The sequence below is a fragment of the Chryseobacterium sp. T20 genome, from assembly GCF_047345655.1.
Lineage (GTDB): Bacteria > Bacteroidota > Bacteroidia > Flavobacteriales > Weeksellaceae > Chryseobacterium.
In genome coordinates, this window is the sequence record NZ_JBLFDU010000002.1 from 294,231 (window position 1) to 312,586 (window position 18,356).

Here is an 18,356-nt window from a genome sequence, read left to right on the forward strand (position 1 = left end):
ATGTCCACACAAAGTCAGATAGATTATAACAGAATTGCCAAAGCGATAGAATATATCCAGAGCAATTTCAGGCTTCAGCCAAGTTTGGAGGAAGTGGCAGAGAATATTCACTTGAGTCCGGCTCATTTTCAGAAGATCTTTACAGATTGGGCAGGAACAAGTCCGAAAAAATTTTTACAGTTCATCAGTCTTGAACATGCTAAAAATTTATTGAAGGAAGAAAAAGCAAGTTTGTTTGATACCGCTTATGAGACAGGACTTTCCAGTACCAGCAGGCTTCATGATCTGTTTGTAAAGATTGAAGGAATGTCTCCGGCAGAATATAAAAACGGAGGAAAAAGCCTCAGTATTCATTACAGTTTTTCTGAAAGTCCTTTCGGAAATATTTTAGTAGCTTCTACAGAAAAAGGAATCTGCTATATGGCTTTTGAAGACGATAAAGAAAGAGCATTCGGGGAACTGAAACAAAAGTTCCCTAATGCTTCTTTTATTGAAAAACAGGATGCTCTTCAAAAGAATGCACTGTCCATATTCGATAAAGACTGGACAAAACTCAACACAATAAAATTACACTTAAAAGGAACCGATTTTCAGTTGAAAGTATGGGAAAGTCTATTGACCATTCCGATGGGAAAACTGTCTACGTATGGCAGCCTGGCAGAAAAAATTGGAAATCCTAAAGCATCCAGAGCTGTTGGAACGGCTATTGGAAGTAATCCGGTTGCATTTCTTATTCCATGTCACCGTGTGATTCAGTCTACAGGGCATCTTGGTGGCTATCGCTGGGGAAGTGATAGGAAACAGCTGATTGTAGGTTGGGAAGGATCACATATTTACTCGTAAAATATTTTACTACAAAAGGTACAAAAGGCTTCTACAATTATTAAGTTTTGGCTAAAGCCAATGGATTATATTATTTTTTTGTTAAATGGGCTAAAGCCCATCTCTATTGATATAACAATTTGTGTCATTAGTGAAAAACATTGGTGTCATTTGTGTTTAATGAAAGAATCTTTTGTGACTTTTGCGGTTGAAAAATATTAAATTTAAATTGTGGCTAAAGCCAATGGATTGTTGAATCATTCTATTAAACGGACTAAAGCCCATTCCTATTGATATAAAAATTCGTGTCATTTGTGAAAAACATTGGTGTTATTTGTGTTTAAATATAAAAGTCATCAATACATTTTACATTGTACTTTTTACAAAATAAAGCATTTAATTAAAAAACTATGATGAGCCTCTTCGAAGAAATATCAGATTATCCTCTCAATATCCTTCCACACGACGGAACCGTTCATTACTACGGCAAGGTTTTCTCAAAAGAACAATCAGATTTTTACTATGATTATCTGCTCAACCAGATTCCGTGGGAAAATGATGAAGCATTAATTTTTGGAAAACTGATTTTAACCAAAAGGAAAGTAGCCTGGTTTGGAGTGAAAGCTTTTGAATATACCTATTCGAAACGAACAAAATATGCCCAATTCTGGACTCCGGAATTATTGGAACTGAAGAAAAAATGCGAAGAAGTTTCAGGAGAGACCTACAATTCATGTTTACTCAATTTATACCATGACGGAAGTGAAGGAATGGCTTATCACAGCGATGGCGAAACGGATCTGAAGAAACATGGAGCTATTGCCTCTTTGACCTTTGGAGCGGAAAGAAAGTTTCTATTCAAGCATAAAACGACCAAAGAAAAGGTAGAAATATTTCTTGAAAACGGAAGCTTATTAATTATGAAGGGAACTACACAAGACAACTGGCTTCACAGGCTTCCTCCCACCACAAAAGTGAAGACACCAAGAGTGAACCTGACTTTCAGAACCATTGAAGAATAAGCTTATCATCTCCATCAATAGAAGTGGGCTTTAGCCCACTTGAACAAAAACAACAAATTCATCTGGCTTTAGCCAAAACCTAAAAAATAAACTGTAAATATTCAAAAATAAAAAGCTGTTCATTTGAACAGCTTTTTCAATTTATTTTAAAACTTCAGCTTCAATAGAGCTGTCATTATATACTTTAATAAATGCCTTGGTGTAATCCTCTTTATTGGCAAAATTCGGATTATCCATAAATTTCTGAGGGTTGATTGCGAAAAGCGGGAACCACGTACTGCTGATCTGAATCTGGATTTTGTGTCCTTTTTTGAACGTATGAACCACATCCTGAAGTCTGAAATTAACAGCCGTTTTCTGGTTAGGAACCAAAGCTTCACCCTTTTCTTTGGTATTTCTGAATCTTGCAGGCATAATCTCACTTCTTACCATCTGGTGGTAGTTGCCATAGATAACACCGTCTTTCTTTTCAGTAGGTTTAAAATCTTCAGGGTAAACATCAATTAATTTTACTGCAAAATCAGCATCTGTAGAAGTGGATGCAATATTCAGTTTAGCCATGATCTCTCCGGCAAATGTAATATCATCAGTTAATACATCGGTAGTAAACGTTAACACATCTGGTCTTCCGACAGCAAATCTCTGATCTTCCGACATATAGTTTTTTGGAGTGAATCCATTAAAATCTTTTAAGTGATCTGAACTCAACACAGGATTGTTAGGATCACTGTAATATTCAGAATAGCCTTGTCCTGATGATTTTTTCAAGGTTTTATCTGCCAGATAGAAATTCACTTTCTGTGCATTTTTCGGTGGGTAAGAAGCAAATTCTTTCCATTCTTTAGCTCCTGTGTCATACATCAGTGCTTCAGGAAGTCCTGCATCTTCTTTGGTATTGCCTTTCAGATAATGATTAAAGAATCTGGTTTCAATATTTTTTTGGTAGTAAGTAGCAATACTGTCTCCAAAATATGTTTCACTGTGGAAATGTTTTCCCTGCTCCTGAGACCAGCCGCCATGGGAGAAAGGTCCCATTACGATTGTATTTTTGGCCTTAGGGCTAGTTTTTTCGATAGTTTTATAAATATTCAGAGGACCAGAAAGATCTTCAGCATCAAACCATCCGCCCACTGTCATTACAGCATGGTTGATATTCTTCAGGTGAGGAAGAAGACCTCTTTTTTGCCAGAATTCATCGTAGTTGGTATGATTCATAATTTCTGTCATGAAGAAATTATTCTTGTAATATTTTTCATACCCATCTTTCAGAGTACCCATATCTCTGTAGAATTTTAATCCATCTTCAGAAGTCTGCTTGATGAAAGAATCCATATACCATGCCTGCTTTTCCGGTTGTGTTTTCTGAACCCCAAAAACAGGAAATGTTCTGAAATAGCCTAGCATAAATCTTCCGTTGTGAAGGAAGTCGTCATTCCAGAAATCAGAAATAGGAGCCTGAGGCGAAGAAGCTACCAAAGCCGGATGCTGTGACAAAGTTCCTACAGCAGTATAGAATCCTGGGTATGATGTTCCAAACTGGCCGACTTTACCATTGTTATCTTTCACATTTTTCAAAAGCCATTCGATGGTATCATAGGTGTCTGTACTTTCATCCACATCTTTTTTGGTTTTGCGCTCCACCTGCGGAGTCATATTGGTAAAAGTGCCTTCACTCATGTATCTTCCACGCACATCCTGATATACGAAAATATACTTGTCTTTCATAAGATAGGTATTGGGACCTACTTTAGTTTTATATTCATTCTCTCCGTAAGGAGCAATGCTGTAACAGGTTCTCTGCATCAGAAATGGATATTTGCTTTTGTTGGATATATCTTTCGGGATATATACGGCTGTGAAAAGCTTCACTCCATCACGCATGGGAATATAAAATTCTTTCTTGGTGAAATTGTCTTTAACGAAATTATCTTTCTGTTCCGTTTTCTGAGCTTTTCCAAGAATGAAAAAAAGAATACATAATACTGAAATATGGATTTTCATAAAAAAAAATTTACCGCTAATTTAAAAATAAAAACAGGTTTATTGATCAATCTTGTTTAAAAGGTTGTTGTTGTCAGTATTTATCTGGATGAGTATGATGATAATATTTCGTTGTAAACCACCCCGTCAAAAATTCTTTGAATTTTCGCCACCCCTCCGGAGGAGGGGAATATTACGTCTTCAGTTGTAATGGAGTTCAGGGTTGAGTCTCAGTTTATTCATAGAAATAGCCGGAAAGATCCGGCCATTATCAAAATATATATAAAAGTATGGTGTTGCTTTATTGCATTTTTTTACCTGCAAACTTATTCAGTTTCATGCTGATGGAGAACATGATGTATCGTTTCAGGATAAGGTCTTCACGGTCTTCGAAGTAAGAATCTGTGATGGTTCTTCTCACGCTTTGATTCTGATTTAAAACGTCATATACCTTTACTTTTGCTGTAAACTGTTTTTTGTAGAATGAATATCCAAGGCTGGTATTCCAGAAGTAGAAATCCTTTTTAAAGCCAGGAGCAATATTCGAATTGGTATTATATTCAAAATCGTTTCCAAACACCAATCTGCCTTTAAGCATATAATTCGTCAGTTCAAGTTTTAATGACTGATTCGCTGTATTTACATTGGTTACATTGTAATTAGTATAATTGGAGAAGCTATATCCAAGTCTGTAAGAGGGCTTAATCGTCATTTTATCCTTGATTTCATAGGTAAGATTAAGACCTGGGTTTAGATTATAAGAATTGCTGGTGAAAGATTGTCCATCAATAAAACCGTTATTGTAAGCATAATTCATGGTGAATCTTGGATTGATAATAAGTTTATTATTCTTCCATTTCAATACTTTACTGAAACCTCCGCCGGCATTGATGCTTTTATTTCCGCTTACGTTGTCATAAGTGATCACCTGTTTTCCTGCATTATCATAGGTGGAAAAATTGATGATATCATTATTTCTGTACGTAAAACCAATATTGAAATAGTAGCTGAGCTCTTTCACTTTATTATAATTATTGAAATACACATAAAGATTGTTGGTCCAGGTATTTTTTAAGTCAGGGTTTCCCTGATAGGTAATCAAAGGATTGGATTCATCTTTATAAGGAGTCAGTTGTTCTGCTGTCGGAATGGTGAAGTTGGAATAGTTGTAAAAGTTTAAGGTTTTTCCTTCTGACAGTTGATAGTAAAGGTTCACATTATATTGGGGAAGTACAAAATTTTTCTGCAGGTCATATTGCTGACCGTTATAGATTGAGTTTACTTTCATATCCGAAATATCAAGATTCATGGAAGCCCAGAAATTCAGTTTCTTTTTGCTAAGCTGGTAAGTGAACTCAGGAGAGATCTGGTTGATTCTCTGCTTCATATTATTGGATAAAAGCTGATTGAATTTAGTATAATCTCCTGTCGTATTATCAAAATCATTTACATTTCTCAAATCTCTGGAAGATCGGGTTTCATATTTTACCTCAAAACTTACACTGGACGAATCGGAAATAGGTTCTGTATATCCGGCATTGAAATTGAAACTGCTGTTCTGATTTTTATTTTTGGCTAATTGATCCCTGTTGTCTGTTGATGTTCCATTGGATTGATAGAATGTGTTTTGAGACTGGTTCAGGTTATCCCTTCTGGATTCTGATATAGAGCTGTTCATATTGGCTGAAATCGAACGACCTTTTTTCTTGAATTTTTTAGAAAAATAGAGGTATGGATTAAATGAATTGCTTTCCGAATCATTACTTGAATAAGCATTACTTTCATTCACAAGTTTGCCATTATTTAAAGTAGATGAACGTGAATTATTAAAATTAAAACTGCTGTTTTTAGTAAATCTTGGAGAAAGGTAGATACTTGTCATAGAATCCAGCTTGATTTTAGCCGAAGTATCAAAGCTGTATTGTTTGGACTCATTTTCTCCATTGCTTTCAGAATTGGTCTGAAGCGTGTAAGTAGGGAGTAGAGTAGATCTTGAAACTTTAGACCTTGTTTCCGTATTGGAGTCAGAATGCATCAGACTGAAGGAATCCAGATCGGCATCTTTTCCCAGCTTGTCACTGTAGTTTAACCCGATTGTTGTAGACCTTTGAATTCCTTTCGTGCCACCTCCCTGGTTATAGTAAGTCACATTTCCTACCGTGGAAACAGATCCTCCCTGCATCATCCAGGCATTCCTGCCATTTCCCATGCTGTCAAAAACCTCATCTCTCGAAAATCCCTGTGAATTGATGTTATTGGAAGAAGCCAATAAACTTATTTTCGTATCCCCTTTAAAATAACTCGCCAGTCCGCTTGCTTCATATCGCTTGTCTGATCCATAACCGACCGTAAGTCTGGTTAGTAACCCTTTATTTTTCTTTTCATCAATATTAAAGTTGATGGTAGTATTCTGAGATTTGGCTGTTTTTCCGCTGAGTTCTTCTTCCTTTGTTTTGGTGGTCGTAAACTGAATATTTTTGATGATATCTGCAGGTAAATTCTGAAGGGCAATTTTACCGTCTTTATCAAAGAAAGGCTTACCATTAATCATGATTTGGTCTACTTCTTTGCCATTCACGGTAATCTTTCCTTCATTGCTTATTTCTACACCGGGAATCTGCTTCAGAAGCTCTTCAATTTTACTGTCAGGTCGTACTTTGATAGCGGCTGCACTAAATTCAATAGTATCTTTTTTAATTTTTACCGGAGAAACGGTGATTTTTACTTCATCAATTTTATTCACAATACCTTGTTTCTCAAGCTGAATATCTCCCAGAGATAGCGACTGATCTATTTTCTCAAATTTTTTTGAATAGGAAGATAATTTATCAGCATCAATTTTAAGAATGGAAGGTTCTTTCATATCATCAATCTTCAGCGAGAATTTCCCTTCCCTATTGGTTGCCGTATAATTGATAATGGATGAATCTTTTTGTTTCAAAAGATAGACGGTGGCATTTTCTATCGCTTTCTTTTCAGAATCGGATATTTTTCCGTCAATGTGTAACTTTTGGGCGTGCAGAATAATGACTGTGAACATCAAAGTCAATAGCAACAGAGTTTTCTTCATTAGTTTTTTTTTCGGAGCCGTAAAAATATAAAAACATCCCAAAGTTGGGATGTCTCTATGCTTTTTTTGTGAAAATTTATTATTTTTTAATAAAAATTATGCTCTTAAATATCTTGAGTAAGCATATCCTTCCTGGCCGTCAGCATTTTTTACTTTCCACCAGTCATCAGAAGTTTGCTCAATAAGAGTTACAGAAGAACCTTTGGCAGCTTTACCTACAACGGCAGCTTCAGTAGAAGGTTCCTGTCTGATGTTAAGATTAGATTCTTCAGTAGCCACTGTTAAAGAAGCACCTGAAACCAAACCTGCAACCTGTACATCAATATTGATATCTGAAGCAGAATAAGTAGAATCAATAGCTCCCAGAGCATTCCATACAGCATCTTTAGCCGCAGTATTGGAAGCACTTCCGGAAACATAAAGAATTCCGTCCTGCTCCTGAACCTGAAGATTGGAGATCCCTGCAGACTGTGCCGCTGAAACTACGCTTGAATATTTATCTTGTAATTCGCTCATCTTAAATTATTTTACGATTAGGTTGTTGTTATACTTTCCGATTTTCAAAGCATCTACAGATTCTTTGATTTTTCTAGCCTGTAAGCCGGAAACATTTCCTGTAAGAGTAAGCTGTCCGTTTACAACTTCTACTTTTACAGAAGGGAAATCCTTCACCGCATCCTGAACTTTTTTCTGAACAGCAGGATCTACAGCAGAAGCTGTTTCCACTGGTGCTGCAGGTGCAGGAGCAGCTATAGTAGACATATCCATTACATCTTTTACTCCGCTGATTGATTTTAATTTGGCAATCATTGCGTCTTTAGACTGTTGATCTGCGAAAGTACCGCTTAAGTGAGCTACACCTTCTTTTACTTCAACAGAAGCATTGGGATTAGAAGTTACTATAGTTGTAGCCTGAGTCTGAAGGTCGGCATCAGAAACTTTCTTTTTACAAGAAATAGCACCGAAAGATACAGCTACAGCTAATGCAGCCATTGCAATAGTTTTTTTCATATTGTATATTTATTAATGTTGTTATACACTCAAATGTAATAATAAAATTTGTACCAAAAGAATAAAAATTCAATAAATGTTTCTTAATTTTTTTACAATATTTTCTAAACCAGGGTTTTAATTTTCAGGGATTAAAAACTTAATGTAAAATTCAACTCTATAGAAGAAAATCTTCTGCCAATTGAAAAACCATTATATTTGCGCAAATTGAACTATATATATGAAAGGACAGAATAAACTTTTTATAGCAATTATCATTGCACTTCTTCTGGGAGTAGGAATTGGAGGTATTGTACACATAAGCTATCCGGATAGTGCAGAACCATTTTCTAAAAATATAAAACTGTTGGGAACAGTTTTTATCAGATTGGTACAGATGATTATTGCTCCATTGGTTTTTACGACATTAGTAGTAGGGATTGCCAAAATGAGTGATATCAAAATGATCGGGAGAGTAGGAACAAAAGCAATGCTTTGGTTTATTTCCGCTTCTCTGATTTCTCTTTTTATCGGGTTAATCCTTGTTAACTGGCTGGAGCCGGGACATGTTACAAAATTACCGATTCAGGATGTTGCTTCTGCTGATGAACTTCTTAAAAGCAGCAAAAGTTTTTCCATGGAAGACTTCGTAAAACACATGATTCCTAAAAGTTTATTTGAAGCCTTTGCTACCAACGAAGTATTGCAGATTGTTGTATTTGCAGTAATGTTTGGGGTTGCTTTGGCTAATCTTGGAGAAGAATATGCTAAACCTGTTGTGAAACTATTTGATATTATTGCTCATGCTATTCTTAAAATGGTAGGGTATATCATGTGGTTTGCTCCACTTGGAGTACTAGGAGCTATTGCAGCGGTAGTAGCAACCAATGGTTTTGAAATCTTTAAAGTATATGCTATTTATTTAAGAGACTTCTTCTTTGCTATAGGAGTTCTTTGGCTGGTGCTTTTACTGGTAGGATATTTCATCTTAGGAAACCGTCTTTTTGATCTTTTAAAAAGAATTAAAGAACCATTGTTGATAGCTTTCTCTACTACAAGTTCAGAAGCGGTATTCCCTAAATTGGTGGAAGAACTAGAGAAATTCGGGTGTAACAGCAGAGTAGTATCTTTTATTTTACCATTAGGATATTCATTCAACCTGGATGGAAGTATGATGTACATGACATTTGCTTCAATCTTCATTGCACAGATCTACGGAATCGAAATGACTCTGGGGCAGCAGATCACCATGCTTTTGGTATTAATGCTTACTTCAAAAGGAATTGCCGGAGTTCCGAGAGCTTCTCTGGTAATTATTGTGGCAACATGTTCAATGTTTGGTATTCCGCCGGAAGGTATTGCTTTGATTTTACCAATTGACCATTTCTGTGATATGGGTAGAAGTATGACGAACGTACTTGGAAATACGCTGGCAACCACCGCGGTTTCAAAATGGGAAGGACAGTTAACTGAACCATTAGACAAAATTTAAATATTGATGAGTTTACATAACTTAGAAAATCATAAAAGCCATATTGAAGAATATGGCTTTGCTGTTATCAATGATGTGTTTTCACAGAAAGAACTGGAAGACATTAATGTTGTTCTGCATAATATAGACACTTCAAAAGAAAATTTTAGAAAGTCTGAAGACCTTTTTGCCATCAGACAGTTTTTAAAGGAAGTTCCGGAAATCAAAGATCTTGTGTTTAATGAAAACATCAGGAAAGTGATAAAGGAAATCTTTGGAGAAAAATATTTTGTGGTTAAAAGTATCTATTTTGATAAGCCTGAAACCTCCAATTGGTATGTGGCCTATCATCAGGATCTGACGATTTCTGTAGATAAAAAGCTTGAATTGGAAAATTTCGGACCGTGGACCACCAAACAAAATCAGTTTGCAGTACAGCCTCCACTCAACGTTTTGGAAAATATCTACACCATTAGAATTCACCTGGATGATACCGATGAAAATAACGGAGCATTGAAAGTAGTTCCCAAATCTCATGCAAAAGGTATTTACAGACCGGAAACCATCGACTGGACCGTGGAAACCGAAGAAATCTGCAACGTAGAAAAAGGTGGAATTATGCTGATAAAACCTTTAACGCTTCACGGCTCTAACCGAACAACGAACGGAAAGAAAAGAAGAGTCATTCACATCGAATTTTCTGATATCGAACTTCCGGAAGTCCTGCAATGGTCGGAAAGAATGAATTGAAAAATAAACCCTTCTTCAAAATTCTGAAGAAGGGTTTATTTTAGTATTAATCACAGGAGATGATTTCACCATACGGCTTGTCTATATTTTCTTTATGATAGGAGAGAAATAGCAGGCCTTCTTTTGGGTTGGGATCCCAGAAAGATGTCGGTGTGGAGACTTTCATCTTTGTTTTCAGTATATTTTCGATCATATTATCCTTACTTCCAAAAGTTGTGACAGGAGTAATTTCCTGAATTTTTGATGTATCATCTATTTTTACTTTATAGATGGCAAAAGGCTGTTTAGGCTTGAATCCACTGATCTTTGATAAATCAGATCTATATTCAGTTTGGAATTCATCATAGCAACGGGTAAATTGTAAGCCTATAAACCTGAATGAATTATTATTTAAATAAGTAAAGGCTTTTTCCAGATTTTTAAGCCACGATTTTTCAACTTTTGTTGGTTTATTTTCCAGTTTTGATTTTGGAGTACAGGATGAAATGGAATAGGTGTTATTGTATTGGTTTAAAAAGATCAGATATCTTTCATTGGGCAGGACATCAATTTCACAAGCTCCGGAATAGGAATTTCCAATGAGTCCTCTCACATTCATTGTTTTGAATGTTTTAGCTCCCTTATATACTTTTTCAATTTCAATATCTGCTTTATAGGTTCTTTGCTCAGTATTTTCGTCATATACTTTCAAAATTTTGATAATACCTACAAATTCAGAATTTTGATAATTGTGTGCTAAGGTTTCATATACACATTTACAAGCTGAAACTTTTATAATACTTAAAAGTAAAAAGAGTAGTAATGATAATTTTTTCATAGGTGTTGTTTTTTTATTTCACAGCAATTTCATCAATAAAGACATAAGCATCACCGCCCGCTCCCTGATGCCATTCCGGAAGTTTTCCGAAATAGTAAGCTTTTACTTTAATATATCGGGCTTCAGTAGGAAGAATTTCCGTAGAAAAGTCTTTGATCTGTACTTTCTCGTCCTTAGGATCAATATCATTGTCAACCGTTTTCAGAAGAACAAAATCTTTTCCATTCATGGAGGCATAATATTCTACTTTTTTAGGCATCAGAATCCATGCTCTGCTGTCCTGAAGGTAAGTGGAAGATAATGATTTTATGTTCCGAGGGGATTTAAAATCAATAATAGCTTCAAAATTTTGTCCCTGATATCCGTGCCATTCACCCTTTCTCCAATTCACATCTCCTCTGATTCCGTCAATAAGAGCCAGGTTTCCGGTAGCACTGTACTGTGGAGTCACTTTTGACAGAATATTAATATCCCAGTAATTAGGTCTTCTGTTGAAATGAGCTGTGGTTACAGAACTTTTTTCTCCGTTTTTTTCAGCATAAGCCATTACCTGAGTGGTTTTGGTGATGGAGAATGGTCCTTTATAAGTTGAGAACGTCTTTCTTTTATTGCTGTCACTTTCATCCATCGTCATGTAATACACTTTGTCATTGGCATTCAGTGGTGTGATTTCTACTTTGGTAGAAAAATCAAAGATTCTGTCAGCGGCAATTACCGGTGAAGCGGTTTGTTCAGCATATTTAAAATCTTTAACAGGTTTTACATTTTCGAACCCCAGTTTTTTAAGTTCAGCTTTGCTGGTATTTTTGGTAATCGTTCTTGTAGTACCGTCTTCAAGATGAATTTTAATTTCATCAAAATAGGGCGTTGTTGTTTCCCATTCCGGTAATCCCGGAGTTACAGAATAAATTCCCATTGAGCTTAAAACATACCATGCACTCATCTGGCCACAGTCTTCATTTCCGATCAATCCGTCAGGAGTATTTTTATAGAAGTTATCAAGGATGTATTTGATTTTGACATCTGTTTTTTCTGGCTTATCTACGAAATTGTATAGATAGGCAATATGATGGCTTGGTTCATTTCCCTGGGCGTATTGTCCCATCAATCCTGTGATATCCACTTGTTCTCTTCCTGTTGTTTTATCAGGAGCGGTAAAAATAGCATCAATGAATTGTTCAAATTTTTCTTTCCCTCCATGCGCTGCAATAAGCCCCGGAATATCCTGCTGTACGGAATAAGAATAATGCCATGAGTTTCCTTCTGTATAATTGTTGTTGACTTCTCTCGGATCAAAAGGTTCATACCAGTTTCCGTTTTTTCTCGGCTGCATAAAGCCTGTTTTAGAATTGTAAAGGTTTTTCCAGTTCTGAGAACGTTTCATGAAATACTGATAATCATCTTTTTTGCCTAAAATTTTTGCCATCTGAGCAATACACCAGTCGTCATAGGCATATTCTACGGTTTTGGAAACACTTTCATGCTCGTCATCTATGCTGATGTAATTATTCTGTTTATAAGCATTCAATCCGAAAATATCCTGCATGGCAGAACCTTTCGCAGCCTGAAATGCTTTTTCATAATCAAACCCCTGAATTCCTTTCGCCATTGCATCCGCAATTACAGAAACAGAGTGGTAACCAATCATACATTCCGTTTCATTGGAAGCCAGTTCCCATACCGGAAGTTTTCCTCCCTGTTCGTATTGTTTAATGAAGGTATTGATAAAATCGGAAGTTCTTTTTCTGTCAATTAAAGTCATCAGCGGATGAGCGCCTCTGAAAGTGTCCCAAAGTGAGAATACGGTATAATAATCAAAACCATTGGTAGTATAAAGCTTGTTATCCCTGCCTCGGTATTTTCCATCAACATCCATATTAATGTTGGGTTGTGTGAAAACATGATAAAGAGCGGTATAAAAAATGGCTAATTTGTTTTTATCATCAGATTTCACCTCAATTTTGGAAAGTTCTTTATCCCAATTCGTTTCTGCCTGTTTTTTTACTGCTTCAAAATCACTAGATGTTCCTTCTGCCAGCATATTCTTTCCTGCTCCTTCATAGCCAGTGGGAGAAATAGAAACCTTTACATTGATCTTTTCTCCTTTTTTAACGTTAGCTGAAAATGCCAGTGCAAGTTTTGTCCCCGTAAAAAGATTGTCTTCTTCTTTTCCATTGGTCTCTTTTTTTGAAATTTTCATAGGCTTTGAAAACTCAATCCTCGCGTAGATGTATTGGTTGGTTGCCCATGCTTCACTTCGTCTGAAAACCTCAATGGTTTTATCATCAATGATTTTCACTTCACCCTCCAGAAGTTTATCTCTGTGGTTGAGGTCTAAAATGATATTGGCATTTCCTGCATTGTTGAAAGTGTATTCATGATAACCGACTCTTTTTGTGGTTGTAAGGCGAACATCAATATTATTTTTATCTAATTTGACAGCATAGAATCCTGCGGTTGCTTTTTCATTTTTATGCGAAAATTTTGAAGAATAGTCTTTGCTGCTCAGGCTTGGGTTTCCCATTGTGGGCATCAGCATGATATCTCCATAATCCGAAACTCCTGTACCGTTTAAATGCGTATGAGAAAAACCATAGATGACAGAATCCGAATAATGGTATCCGCTGCATCCGTCCCAACTTCCGTCAATTCTGGTATCGGGAGAAAGCTGTACCATTCCAAAAGGGACGATTGCCCCCGGAAAAGTGTGGCCATGGCCTCCGGTTCCTATCATTGGATTGACATATTGAGAATAATTCTGTGCAGAAATGATCTGAGTAATATAGATGGAAAATGCAATAAGCCCTTTTTTCATGTTTTGATTTTAAAGAACGAAGATATTGAAAAACAGGAAAAGAGATGTAATAAAAGAAGACTACGGCTTGTCTTATTAAAAACGATATAATTCATGAAGAAGATAGTTCTAGCCGTAATCATGCTGTTGCCCACTGTTGTATTGGCTCAAAGTATAGCAGGAAAGATCACCCAAACCGGAAATACCGCTGCTTACGTTGAGGTGATCGCAGTAAAAGATCAGAAGAAGCACTCTGCTATTTCAGATGAAAAAGGAAATTACTCACTGAAGCTTTCAGAAAATGGGAATTATACTATTACACTTATACAGGATGGCATTGAAATATCCAATAAAAGTATTACCATCAACGGAGATGTAAAACAGGATTTTTTTGTTGAAAAAAAGAAAGAAAAACAGATTGAAGGGGTAACACTTACTGCCAGAAAAAAACTGATTGAGAGAAAAGCAGACAGACTCATATTTAATGTTTCTAATTCTGTTGCCTCACAGGGTATGGATGCTGTGGATGCTCTTGCCACAACACCATTAGTGAAAGTAGATGATAATACAGGCGTTTCCATTGTTGGAAAAAGTGGCGTAGCGGTCATGATCAACGACAGAATTCTGAATTTGTCAGATGCAGAACTGGTTACCTATCTGAAAAGTCTCAGATCTGAAAATATAGAAAAAATTGAAGTCATTACAGCTCCTCCTGCCAAATATGAAGCGCAGGGAAACAGTGGACTGATCAATATTGTTTTAAAGAAAAATCAGAATCTGGGATGGAGTGGAAGTTTTACCAGTAGTCTTCAGCAGCAGACCTATACCGGGAATTCAAACAGTGTAACGGTCAATTATCAGAATGAAAAACTACGCTCTTCGTTAAAGCTGAGACAAAATAAAAATGAAAAACATTCCTATGAAAACTATTGGATAGAAGGAGCAGACGGTCTTAAAAGTAATGACAACAGAAGGGATTTCGGAGATGGACTTGGTGCCAATTTAAGTCTGGATTATCAGTTGAGTAAGAAGTCCAGTATCGGGTTTATTTATGATTTCGGATTCGGACATTCCAATATGGATATCAGGAATACTTCAAACTATTTCCAGAATGGGATTTATACCAATACACTTCTCACCGATGCAGAGCATAGAGCTACAGGAAGACAACATACAGCCAGTGCTTATTATGATCTGAAATTCGGAAAACAGGATAATAAGCTGAGTATCACAGGAAATTATTTTTCCAATACTCCGGAAACAACGATTGATTTTACAACTACAGAGAGTTCGGGTGATAGATTTGTTGTAAAATCACCGTCTATGGTAGATTATAAAATTTATTCCGGACAGGCAGATCTTACATTGCCTTATCAGTTTGCAAAAACAGAAGCGGGTGTCAAATTCACGAATTTTGATAATAATTCCAGTATATTTTATCAGAACCTGACAAATGGAGAATATATTACAGATCCTTTGAAAAGCAATGAATTTGAATATAACGAGAAAAATTATGCAGCTTATATCAGTTTTGAAAAATCATTCAACGAAAAATGGTCCGCAAAAGCAGGTTTACGCTACGAATATTCGGTGGTCAACGGAAACTCTTTAACTTCAGGACAGCAGACTGAAAATTCGTACGGAAAATTTTTCCCAACGGCCTATATCAGCTATAAAAGCGATGAAAATCATACTTTCAACCTGAATTATTCCAAAAGAATCAACCGACCAGGATTTCGGGCGATCAATCCCTACCGCTGGTATATCAATATCAATTCTTATTTTACCGGAAATCCTTTCCTGAAGCCTTCTATCAATCATAATTTTGAACTTTCCTATGTGTATAAAGGAAAATTATCGGCATCAGCTTATTTTCAGAGAACCGAGGAAGCATTTAGTCAGTTGGCAACTCTGAAAGGAGAAAACAGGGTAAGTACTTTTGAAAATTATTACAACCAGAACAGCATGGGAGTTTCGCTTAATTACTCTGATACTTTTTTCAAAAAATGGGAAGCCAATTACTCGGCCAATTATTCTTATATGAATACGGATGTTTTTGCAACCGATGCTCTTGCCAGAAAAGGAAACAGTTATGATTTCGATTTTCAGAATAATATATCACTTAACTCAAGTAAAACAGTGCAGCTGATTCTGAATTACTGGTTCCGTCTGCCTTCCAATTCCGGAAATTCCTATATGAAGTTTGCAGGAAATCTTACTTCAGGGGTGAAACTGAATCTTATGGAAAAAAGCCTTCAGCTGAATATATTTGTTTCAGATATCTTAAAGCAAGGCAAAAGTCTGGGAGAAATTTATTATACTACAGGAACGCATTCCTATAATAATTACTACGACGCCAGAAGACTTACCGTATCTGCAACCTATACTTTTGGAAACAAAAAAGTAAAAGGAATGGATCGTAATGTAAGGTTTGATGAAAAAAACAGAGCGAATTAATACTCTGGAGTTAAATCGTTTTTATGATTCATGTCATTCTGAATGAAACGGAGTGGAATGAAGAATCTCTTCCTTCGTCAGAAACCGGAAATTCAGCAAGGGCAATGACAATACAGAAAATTTCTACACTTCCCCCTCAAAGAAATCATTGAGATATTCCTCTTTGTCTTTTTCTTCTCGTCCGGAACCAAGAAATTTTTTCCAGGACTGAGATTCATGATAGACAATGCCCATTTCCCAGACACAGTAAGTCGGAAGATGGGTTTTGTTTCGGTCCCATATTTCAAATTTTCCGGAACCATCATAATACACGCTTTCCCACAATTCATTTTCACTTCGCCATGTGCAGACTAACAGAAGATAGTTTTTTCCACAACGATGCATAATAACGAATCCGAGATCATCGATGTTTTTAAAATTTTCTTCAGCATTTTCAATACACAATTGTGCATTATCAATATCCTGTTGGGAAACTTCTGAAGGATCACTGGCGAGGTCATACCATTTGAATTTTGTCTTTCCAACGGTAAAGATTCCTTTTGGCTGTGCGTATTTGGAAGGATAGGAAGTCGTTTTCATATCAATTGCTTTCTGGGATTGGTCGTGGTATCAGAATGAAAAAATCAGAAATAAGAAATTTTTAACGATCTGATTTATCACCTGATATTATAGATTTTATTGATTCTAAATTACCGAAAAAATCCGTAAATTTGTAAACAATTTATATTTATATGTTGACGAAAGAAAAGGTTCAGGAATTCCTTAAAGAAATAGAAGTAGATGATTTGGTGAATAATCTTCAGATTATGGGTAACGATGTTTATATTGACATGACTGCTCATTCGCCTGCAATGCACGAAAAGAAAAAACTGGAGGCTGCTATGAAACAGGCTTTTGCCAGTGAGTTTGGAGAAGACATTCATTTAAAACTTAAAATCGTTTCTCCGGAGCCTAGTGAAATTCAGCAAAGTCAGATCAAAGGAAAACAAATTCCGGGAATTCAAAATATTATCGCTATTGCTTCCGGTAAAGGAGGAGTAGGAAAATCTACCGTTTCTGCAAATATGGCAGTAACATTAGCAAAAATGGGCTTTAAAGTAGGATTACTGGATGCTGATATCTATGGTCCTTCAGTTCCTACCATGTTCGATACAGAAGGGCAAAAGCCAATTTCTGTGGAAGTGAATGGTAAGAATCTTATGAAACCTATCGAGAATTATGGTGTAAAAATGCTTTCAATAGGATACTTCTCAGGAGCTAATCAGGCTGTAGTATGGAGAGGTCCTATGGCTTCAAAAGCTTTGAACCAGATGATCAGAGATGCTGCATGGGGAGAACTGGATTTCTTATTAATTGACCTTCCTCCGGGAACAGGAGATATTCACTTATCAATTATTCAGGAAGTACCGGTAACAGGTGCTGTGATTGTAAGTACACCTCAGCATGTTGCATTGGCAGATGTAAGAAAAGGTATTGCAATGTTCCAGATGGAAAGTATTAACATTCCGGTTCTTGGATTAATTGAAAATATGGCGTATTTTACACCGGAAGAACTTCCTGACAATAAATATTATATCTTTGGAAACCAGGGAGCACAATATTTAGCTGAAGATCTTGGAATTCCTGTATTGGGAGAAATTCCTTTGATCCAAAGCATCAGAGAGGCAGGAGATGTTGGAAGACCGGCTGCGCTTCAGGAAGGATCTAAAATTGCAGATATTTACACAGAAACTGCCAGAAAAATGGTGGAAAGCTTAGTGGAAAGAAATAAAAGTCTTCCTCCTACTGAAGCGGTGAAGATCTCTACAATGGCAGGATGTTCGCCAAAAGCAAAATAATAATAATTTCAATAAAATTTGAAAAAACCGAATTGAACTGAAAAAATATGGAAACAAACATAACGCACGAAGATACAGTAACAAGAGTAATGGAAGCTCTGGAAAGCATCAGACCGTTTTTGAATAAAGATGGAGGTGATATTGAGCTTATTGATGTGAAAGATAATCAGGTGTTTGTGAAACTTTTAGGTAACTGTTCCGGGTGTTCATTGAATTTTTCAACCTTAAAATTAGGGGTTGAAAATACAATCAAACAACATGCTCCGGAAATCGAAAAGGTAATCAACGTAGAGTAAAATTATATCTGAGATATTTTTAAAAGACAGGCTTTTTTAAGGTCTGTCT

The 18,356-nt window shown here is 36.2% G+C and carries 14 protein-coding genes; 7 read left to right on the forward strand and 7 right to left on the reverse strand.

The annotated features are described in order from the left end of the window. Both ACMA47_RS06700 and ACMA47_RS06705 read left to right on the forward strand, forming a co-directional pair. The gene (locus ACMA47_RS06700; protein ID WP_413929457.1) at window positions 1–843 is read left to right on the forward strand and encodes a bifunctional helix-turn-helix domain-containing protein/methylated-DNA--[protein]-cysteine S-methyltransferase; all 843 of its coding nucleotides are present in this window, start codon (window positions 1–3) and stop codon (window positions 841–843) included. A gap of 392 nt (window positions 844–1,235) precedes the next feature. Further along, a complete protein-coding gene (locus ACMA47_RS06705; RefSeq protein ID WP_413929458.1) occupies window positions 1,236–1,844 on the forward strand; it encodes an alpha-ketoglutarate-dependent dioxygenase AlkB family protein in 609 nt (202 codons plus the stop codon). A gap of 141 nt (window positions 1,845–1,985) precedes the next feature. On the opposite strand, the gene ACMA47_RS06710 is transcribed toward ACMA47_RS06705, so the two are convergent. From ACMA47_RS06710 to ACMA47_RS06725, 4 genes are all read right to left on the reverse strand, one after another. Further along, window positions 1,986–3,845: a CocE/NonD family hydrolase gene (locus tag ACMA47_RS06710; protein ID WP_413929173.1), complete on the reverse strand. Its 1,860-nt coding sequence runs from the start codon at window positions 3,843–3,845 to the stop codon at window positions 1,986–1,988. Window positions 3,846–4,125: 280 nt separating this feature from the next. After that, a complete protein-coding gene (locus ACMA47_RS06715; protein ID WP_413929174.1) occupies window positions 4,126–6,894 on the reverse strand; it encodes an outer membrane beta-barrel protein in 2,769 nt (922 codons plus the stop codon). Window positions 6,895–6,990: 96 nt separating this feature from the next. Continuing rightward, entirely contained in the window at window positions 6,991–7,410 is a 420-nt protein-coding gene (locus tag ACMA47_RS06720) for an SH3 domain-containing protein (RefSeq protein ID WP_413929175.1), read from the reverse strand. Between the two features lie 6 nt (window positions 7,411–7,416). Further along, on the reverse strand, window positions 7,417–7,905 hold the full coding sequence (locus ACMA47_RS06725) for a BON domain-containing protein (protein ID WP_413929176.1): 489 nt from the start codon (window positions 7,903–7,905) through the stop codon (window positions 7,417–7,419). 220 nt (window positions 7,906–8,125) lie between these two features. Between ACMA47_RS06725 and ACMA47_RS06730 the strand changes: the two genes are divergently transcribed. Continuing rightward, a complete protein-coding gene (locus ACMA47_RS06730) occupies window positions 8,126–9,376 on the forward strand; it encodes a dicarboxylate/amino acid:cation symporter (RefSeq protein ID WP_413929177.1) in 1,251 nt (416 codons plus the stop codon). Window positions 9,377–9,382: 6 nt separating this feature from the next. Next, window positions 9,383–10,105 carry a phytanoyl-CoA dioxygenase family protein gene (locus tag ACMA47_RS06735; RefSeq protein ID WP_413929178.1) on the forward strand — a complete coding sequence of 241 codons (723 nt, stop codon included), beginning with the start codon at window positions 9,383–9,385 and terminating at the stop codon, window positions 10,103–10,105. 46 nt (window positions 10,106–10,151) lie between these two features. On the opposite strand, the gene ACMA47_RS06740 is transcribed toward ACMA47_RS06735, so the two are convergent. Then, the gene (locus ACMA47_RS06740) at window positions 10,152–10,922 is read right to left on the reverse strand and encodes a hypothetical protein (RefSeq protein WP_413929179.1); all 771 of its coding nucleotides are present in this window, start codon (window positions 10,920–10,922) and stop codon (window positions 10,152–10,154) included. Window positions 10,923–10,935: 13 nt separating this feature from the next. Next, a complete protein-coding gene (locus ACMA47_RS06745; protein ID WP_413929180.1) occupies window positions 10,936–13,737 on the reverse strand; it encodes a GH92 family glycosyl hydrolase in 2,802 nt (933 codons plus the stop codon). Between the two features lie 93 nt (window positions 13,738–13,830). Here ACMA47_RS06745 and ACMA47_RS06750 point away from each other — a divergent pair, with 93 nt between their 5' ends. Next, the gene (locus ACMA47_RS06750) at window positions 13,831–16,173 is read left to right on the forward strand and encodes a TonB-dependent receptor domain-containing protein (RefSeq protein ID WP_413929181.1); all 2,343 of its coding nucleotides are present in this window, start codon (window positions 13,831–13,833) and stop codon (window positions 16,171–16,173) included. Between the two features lie 123 nt (window positions 16,174–16,296). Here the strand turns inward: ACMA47_RS06750 and ACMA47_RS06755 are convergent, their stop codons facing one another. Further along, window positions 16,297–16,752 carry a hypothetical protein gene (locus tag ACMA47_RS06755; protein WP_413929182.1) on the reverse strand — a complete coding sequence of 152 codons (456 nt, stop codon included), beginning with the start codon at window positions 16,750–16,752 and terminating at the stop codon, window positions 16,297–16,299. A 152-nt stretch (window positions 16,753–16,904) separates the two neighbouring features. Here ACMA47_RS06755 and ACMA47_RS06760 point away from each other — a divergent pair, with 152 nt between their 5' ends. After that, window positions 16,905–18,011, forward strand: a complete 1,107-nt coding sequence (locus ACMA47_RS06760; protein WP_034699248.1) for an Mrp/NBP35 family ATP-binding protein — start codon at window positions 16,905–16,907, stop codon at window positions 18,009–18,011. Between the two features lie 47 nt (window positions 18,012–18,058). Then, complete coding sequence (locus tag ACMA47_RS06765) at window positions 18,059–18,307, forward strand: NifU family protein (protein ID WP_002977212.1); 249 nt, start codon at window positions 18,059–18,061, stop codon at window positions 18,305–18,307. The last annotated feature ends 49 nt before the right edge of the window (window positions 18,308–18,356 follow it).

Coding starts and splice junctions, on each gene's coding strand:
- ACMA47_RS06715 (WP_413929174.1), bottom strand. CDS start 6,894: ATGAAGAAAACTCTGTTGCTATTGACTTTGATGTTCACAGTCATTATT.
- ACMA47_RS06765 (WP_002977212.1), top strand. CDS start 18,059: ATGGAAACAAACATAACGCACGAAGATACAGTAACAAGAGTAATGGAA.
- ACMA47_RS06735 (WP_413929178.1), top strand. CDS start 9,383: ATGAGTTTACATAACTTAGAAAATCATAAAAGCCATATTGAAGAATAT.
- ACMA47_RS06760 (WP_034699248.1), top strand. CDS start 16,905: ATGTTGACGAAAGAAAAGGTTCAGGAATTCCTTAAAGAAATAGAAGTA.
- ACMA47_RS06730 (WP_413929177.1), top strand. CDS start 8,126: ATGAAAGGACAGAATAAACTTTTTATAGCAATTATCATTGCACTTCTT.
- ACMA47_RS06755 (WP_413929182.1), bottom strand. CDS start 16,752: ATGAAAACGACTTCCTATCCTTCCAAATACGCACAGCCAAAAGGAATC.
- ACMA47_RS06710 (WP_413929173.1), bottom strand. CDS start 3,845: ATGAAAATCCATATTTCAGTATTATGTATTCTTTTTTTCATTCTTGGA.
- ACMA47_RS06745 (WP_413929180.1), bottom strand. CDS start 13,737: ATGAAAAAAGGGCTTATTGCATTTTCCATCTATATTACTCAGATCATT.
- ACMA47_RS06705 (WP_413929458.1), top strand. CDS start 1,236: ATGAGCCTCTTCGAAGAAATATCAGATTATCCTCTCAATATCCTTCCA.
- ACMA47_RS06700 (WP_413929457.1), top strand. CDS start 1: ATGTCCACACAAAGTCAGATAGATTATAACAGAATTGCCAAAGCGATA.
- ACMA47_RS06720 (WP_413929175.1), bottom strand. CDS start 7,410: ATGAGCGAATTACAAGATAAATATTCAAGCGTAGTTTCAGCGGCACAG.
- ACMA47_RS06740 (WP_413929179.1), bottom strand. CDS start 10,922: ATGAAAAAATTATCATTACTACTCTTTTTACTTTTAAGTATTATAAAA.
- ACMA47_RS06750 (WP_413929181.1), top strand. CDS start 13,831: ATGAAGAAGATAGTTCTAGCCGTAATCATGCTGTTGCCCACTGTTGTA.
- ACMA47_RS06725 (WP_413929176.1), bottom strand. CDS start 7,905: ATGAAAAAAACTATTGCAATGGCTGCATTAGCTGTAGCTGTATCTTTC.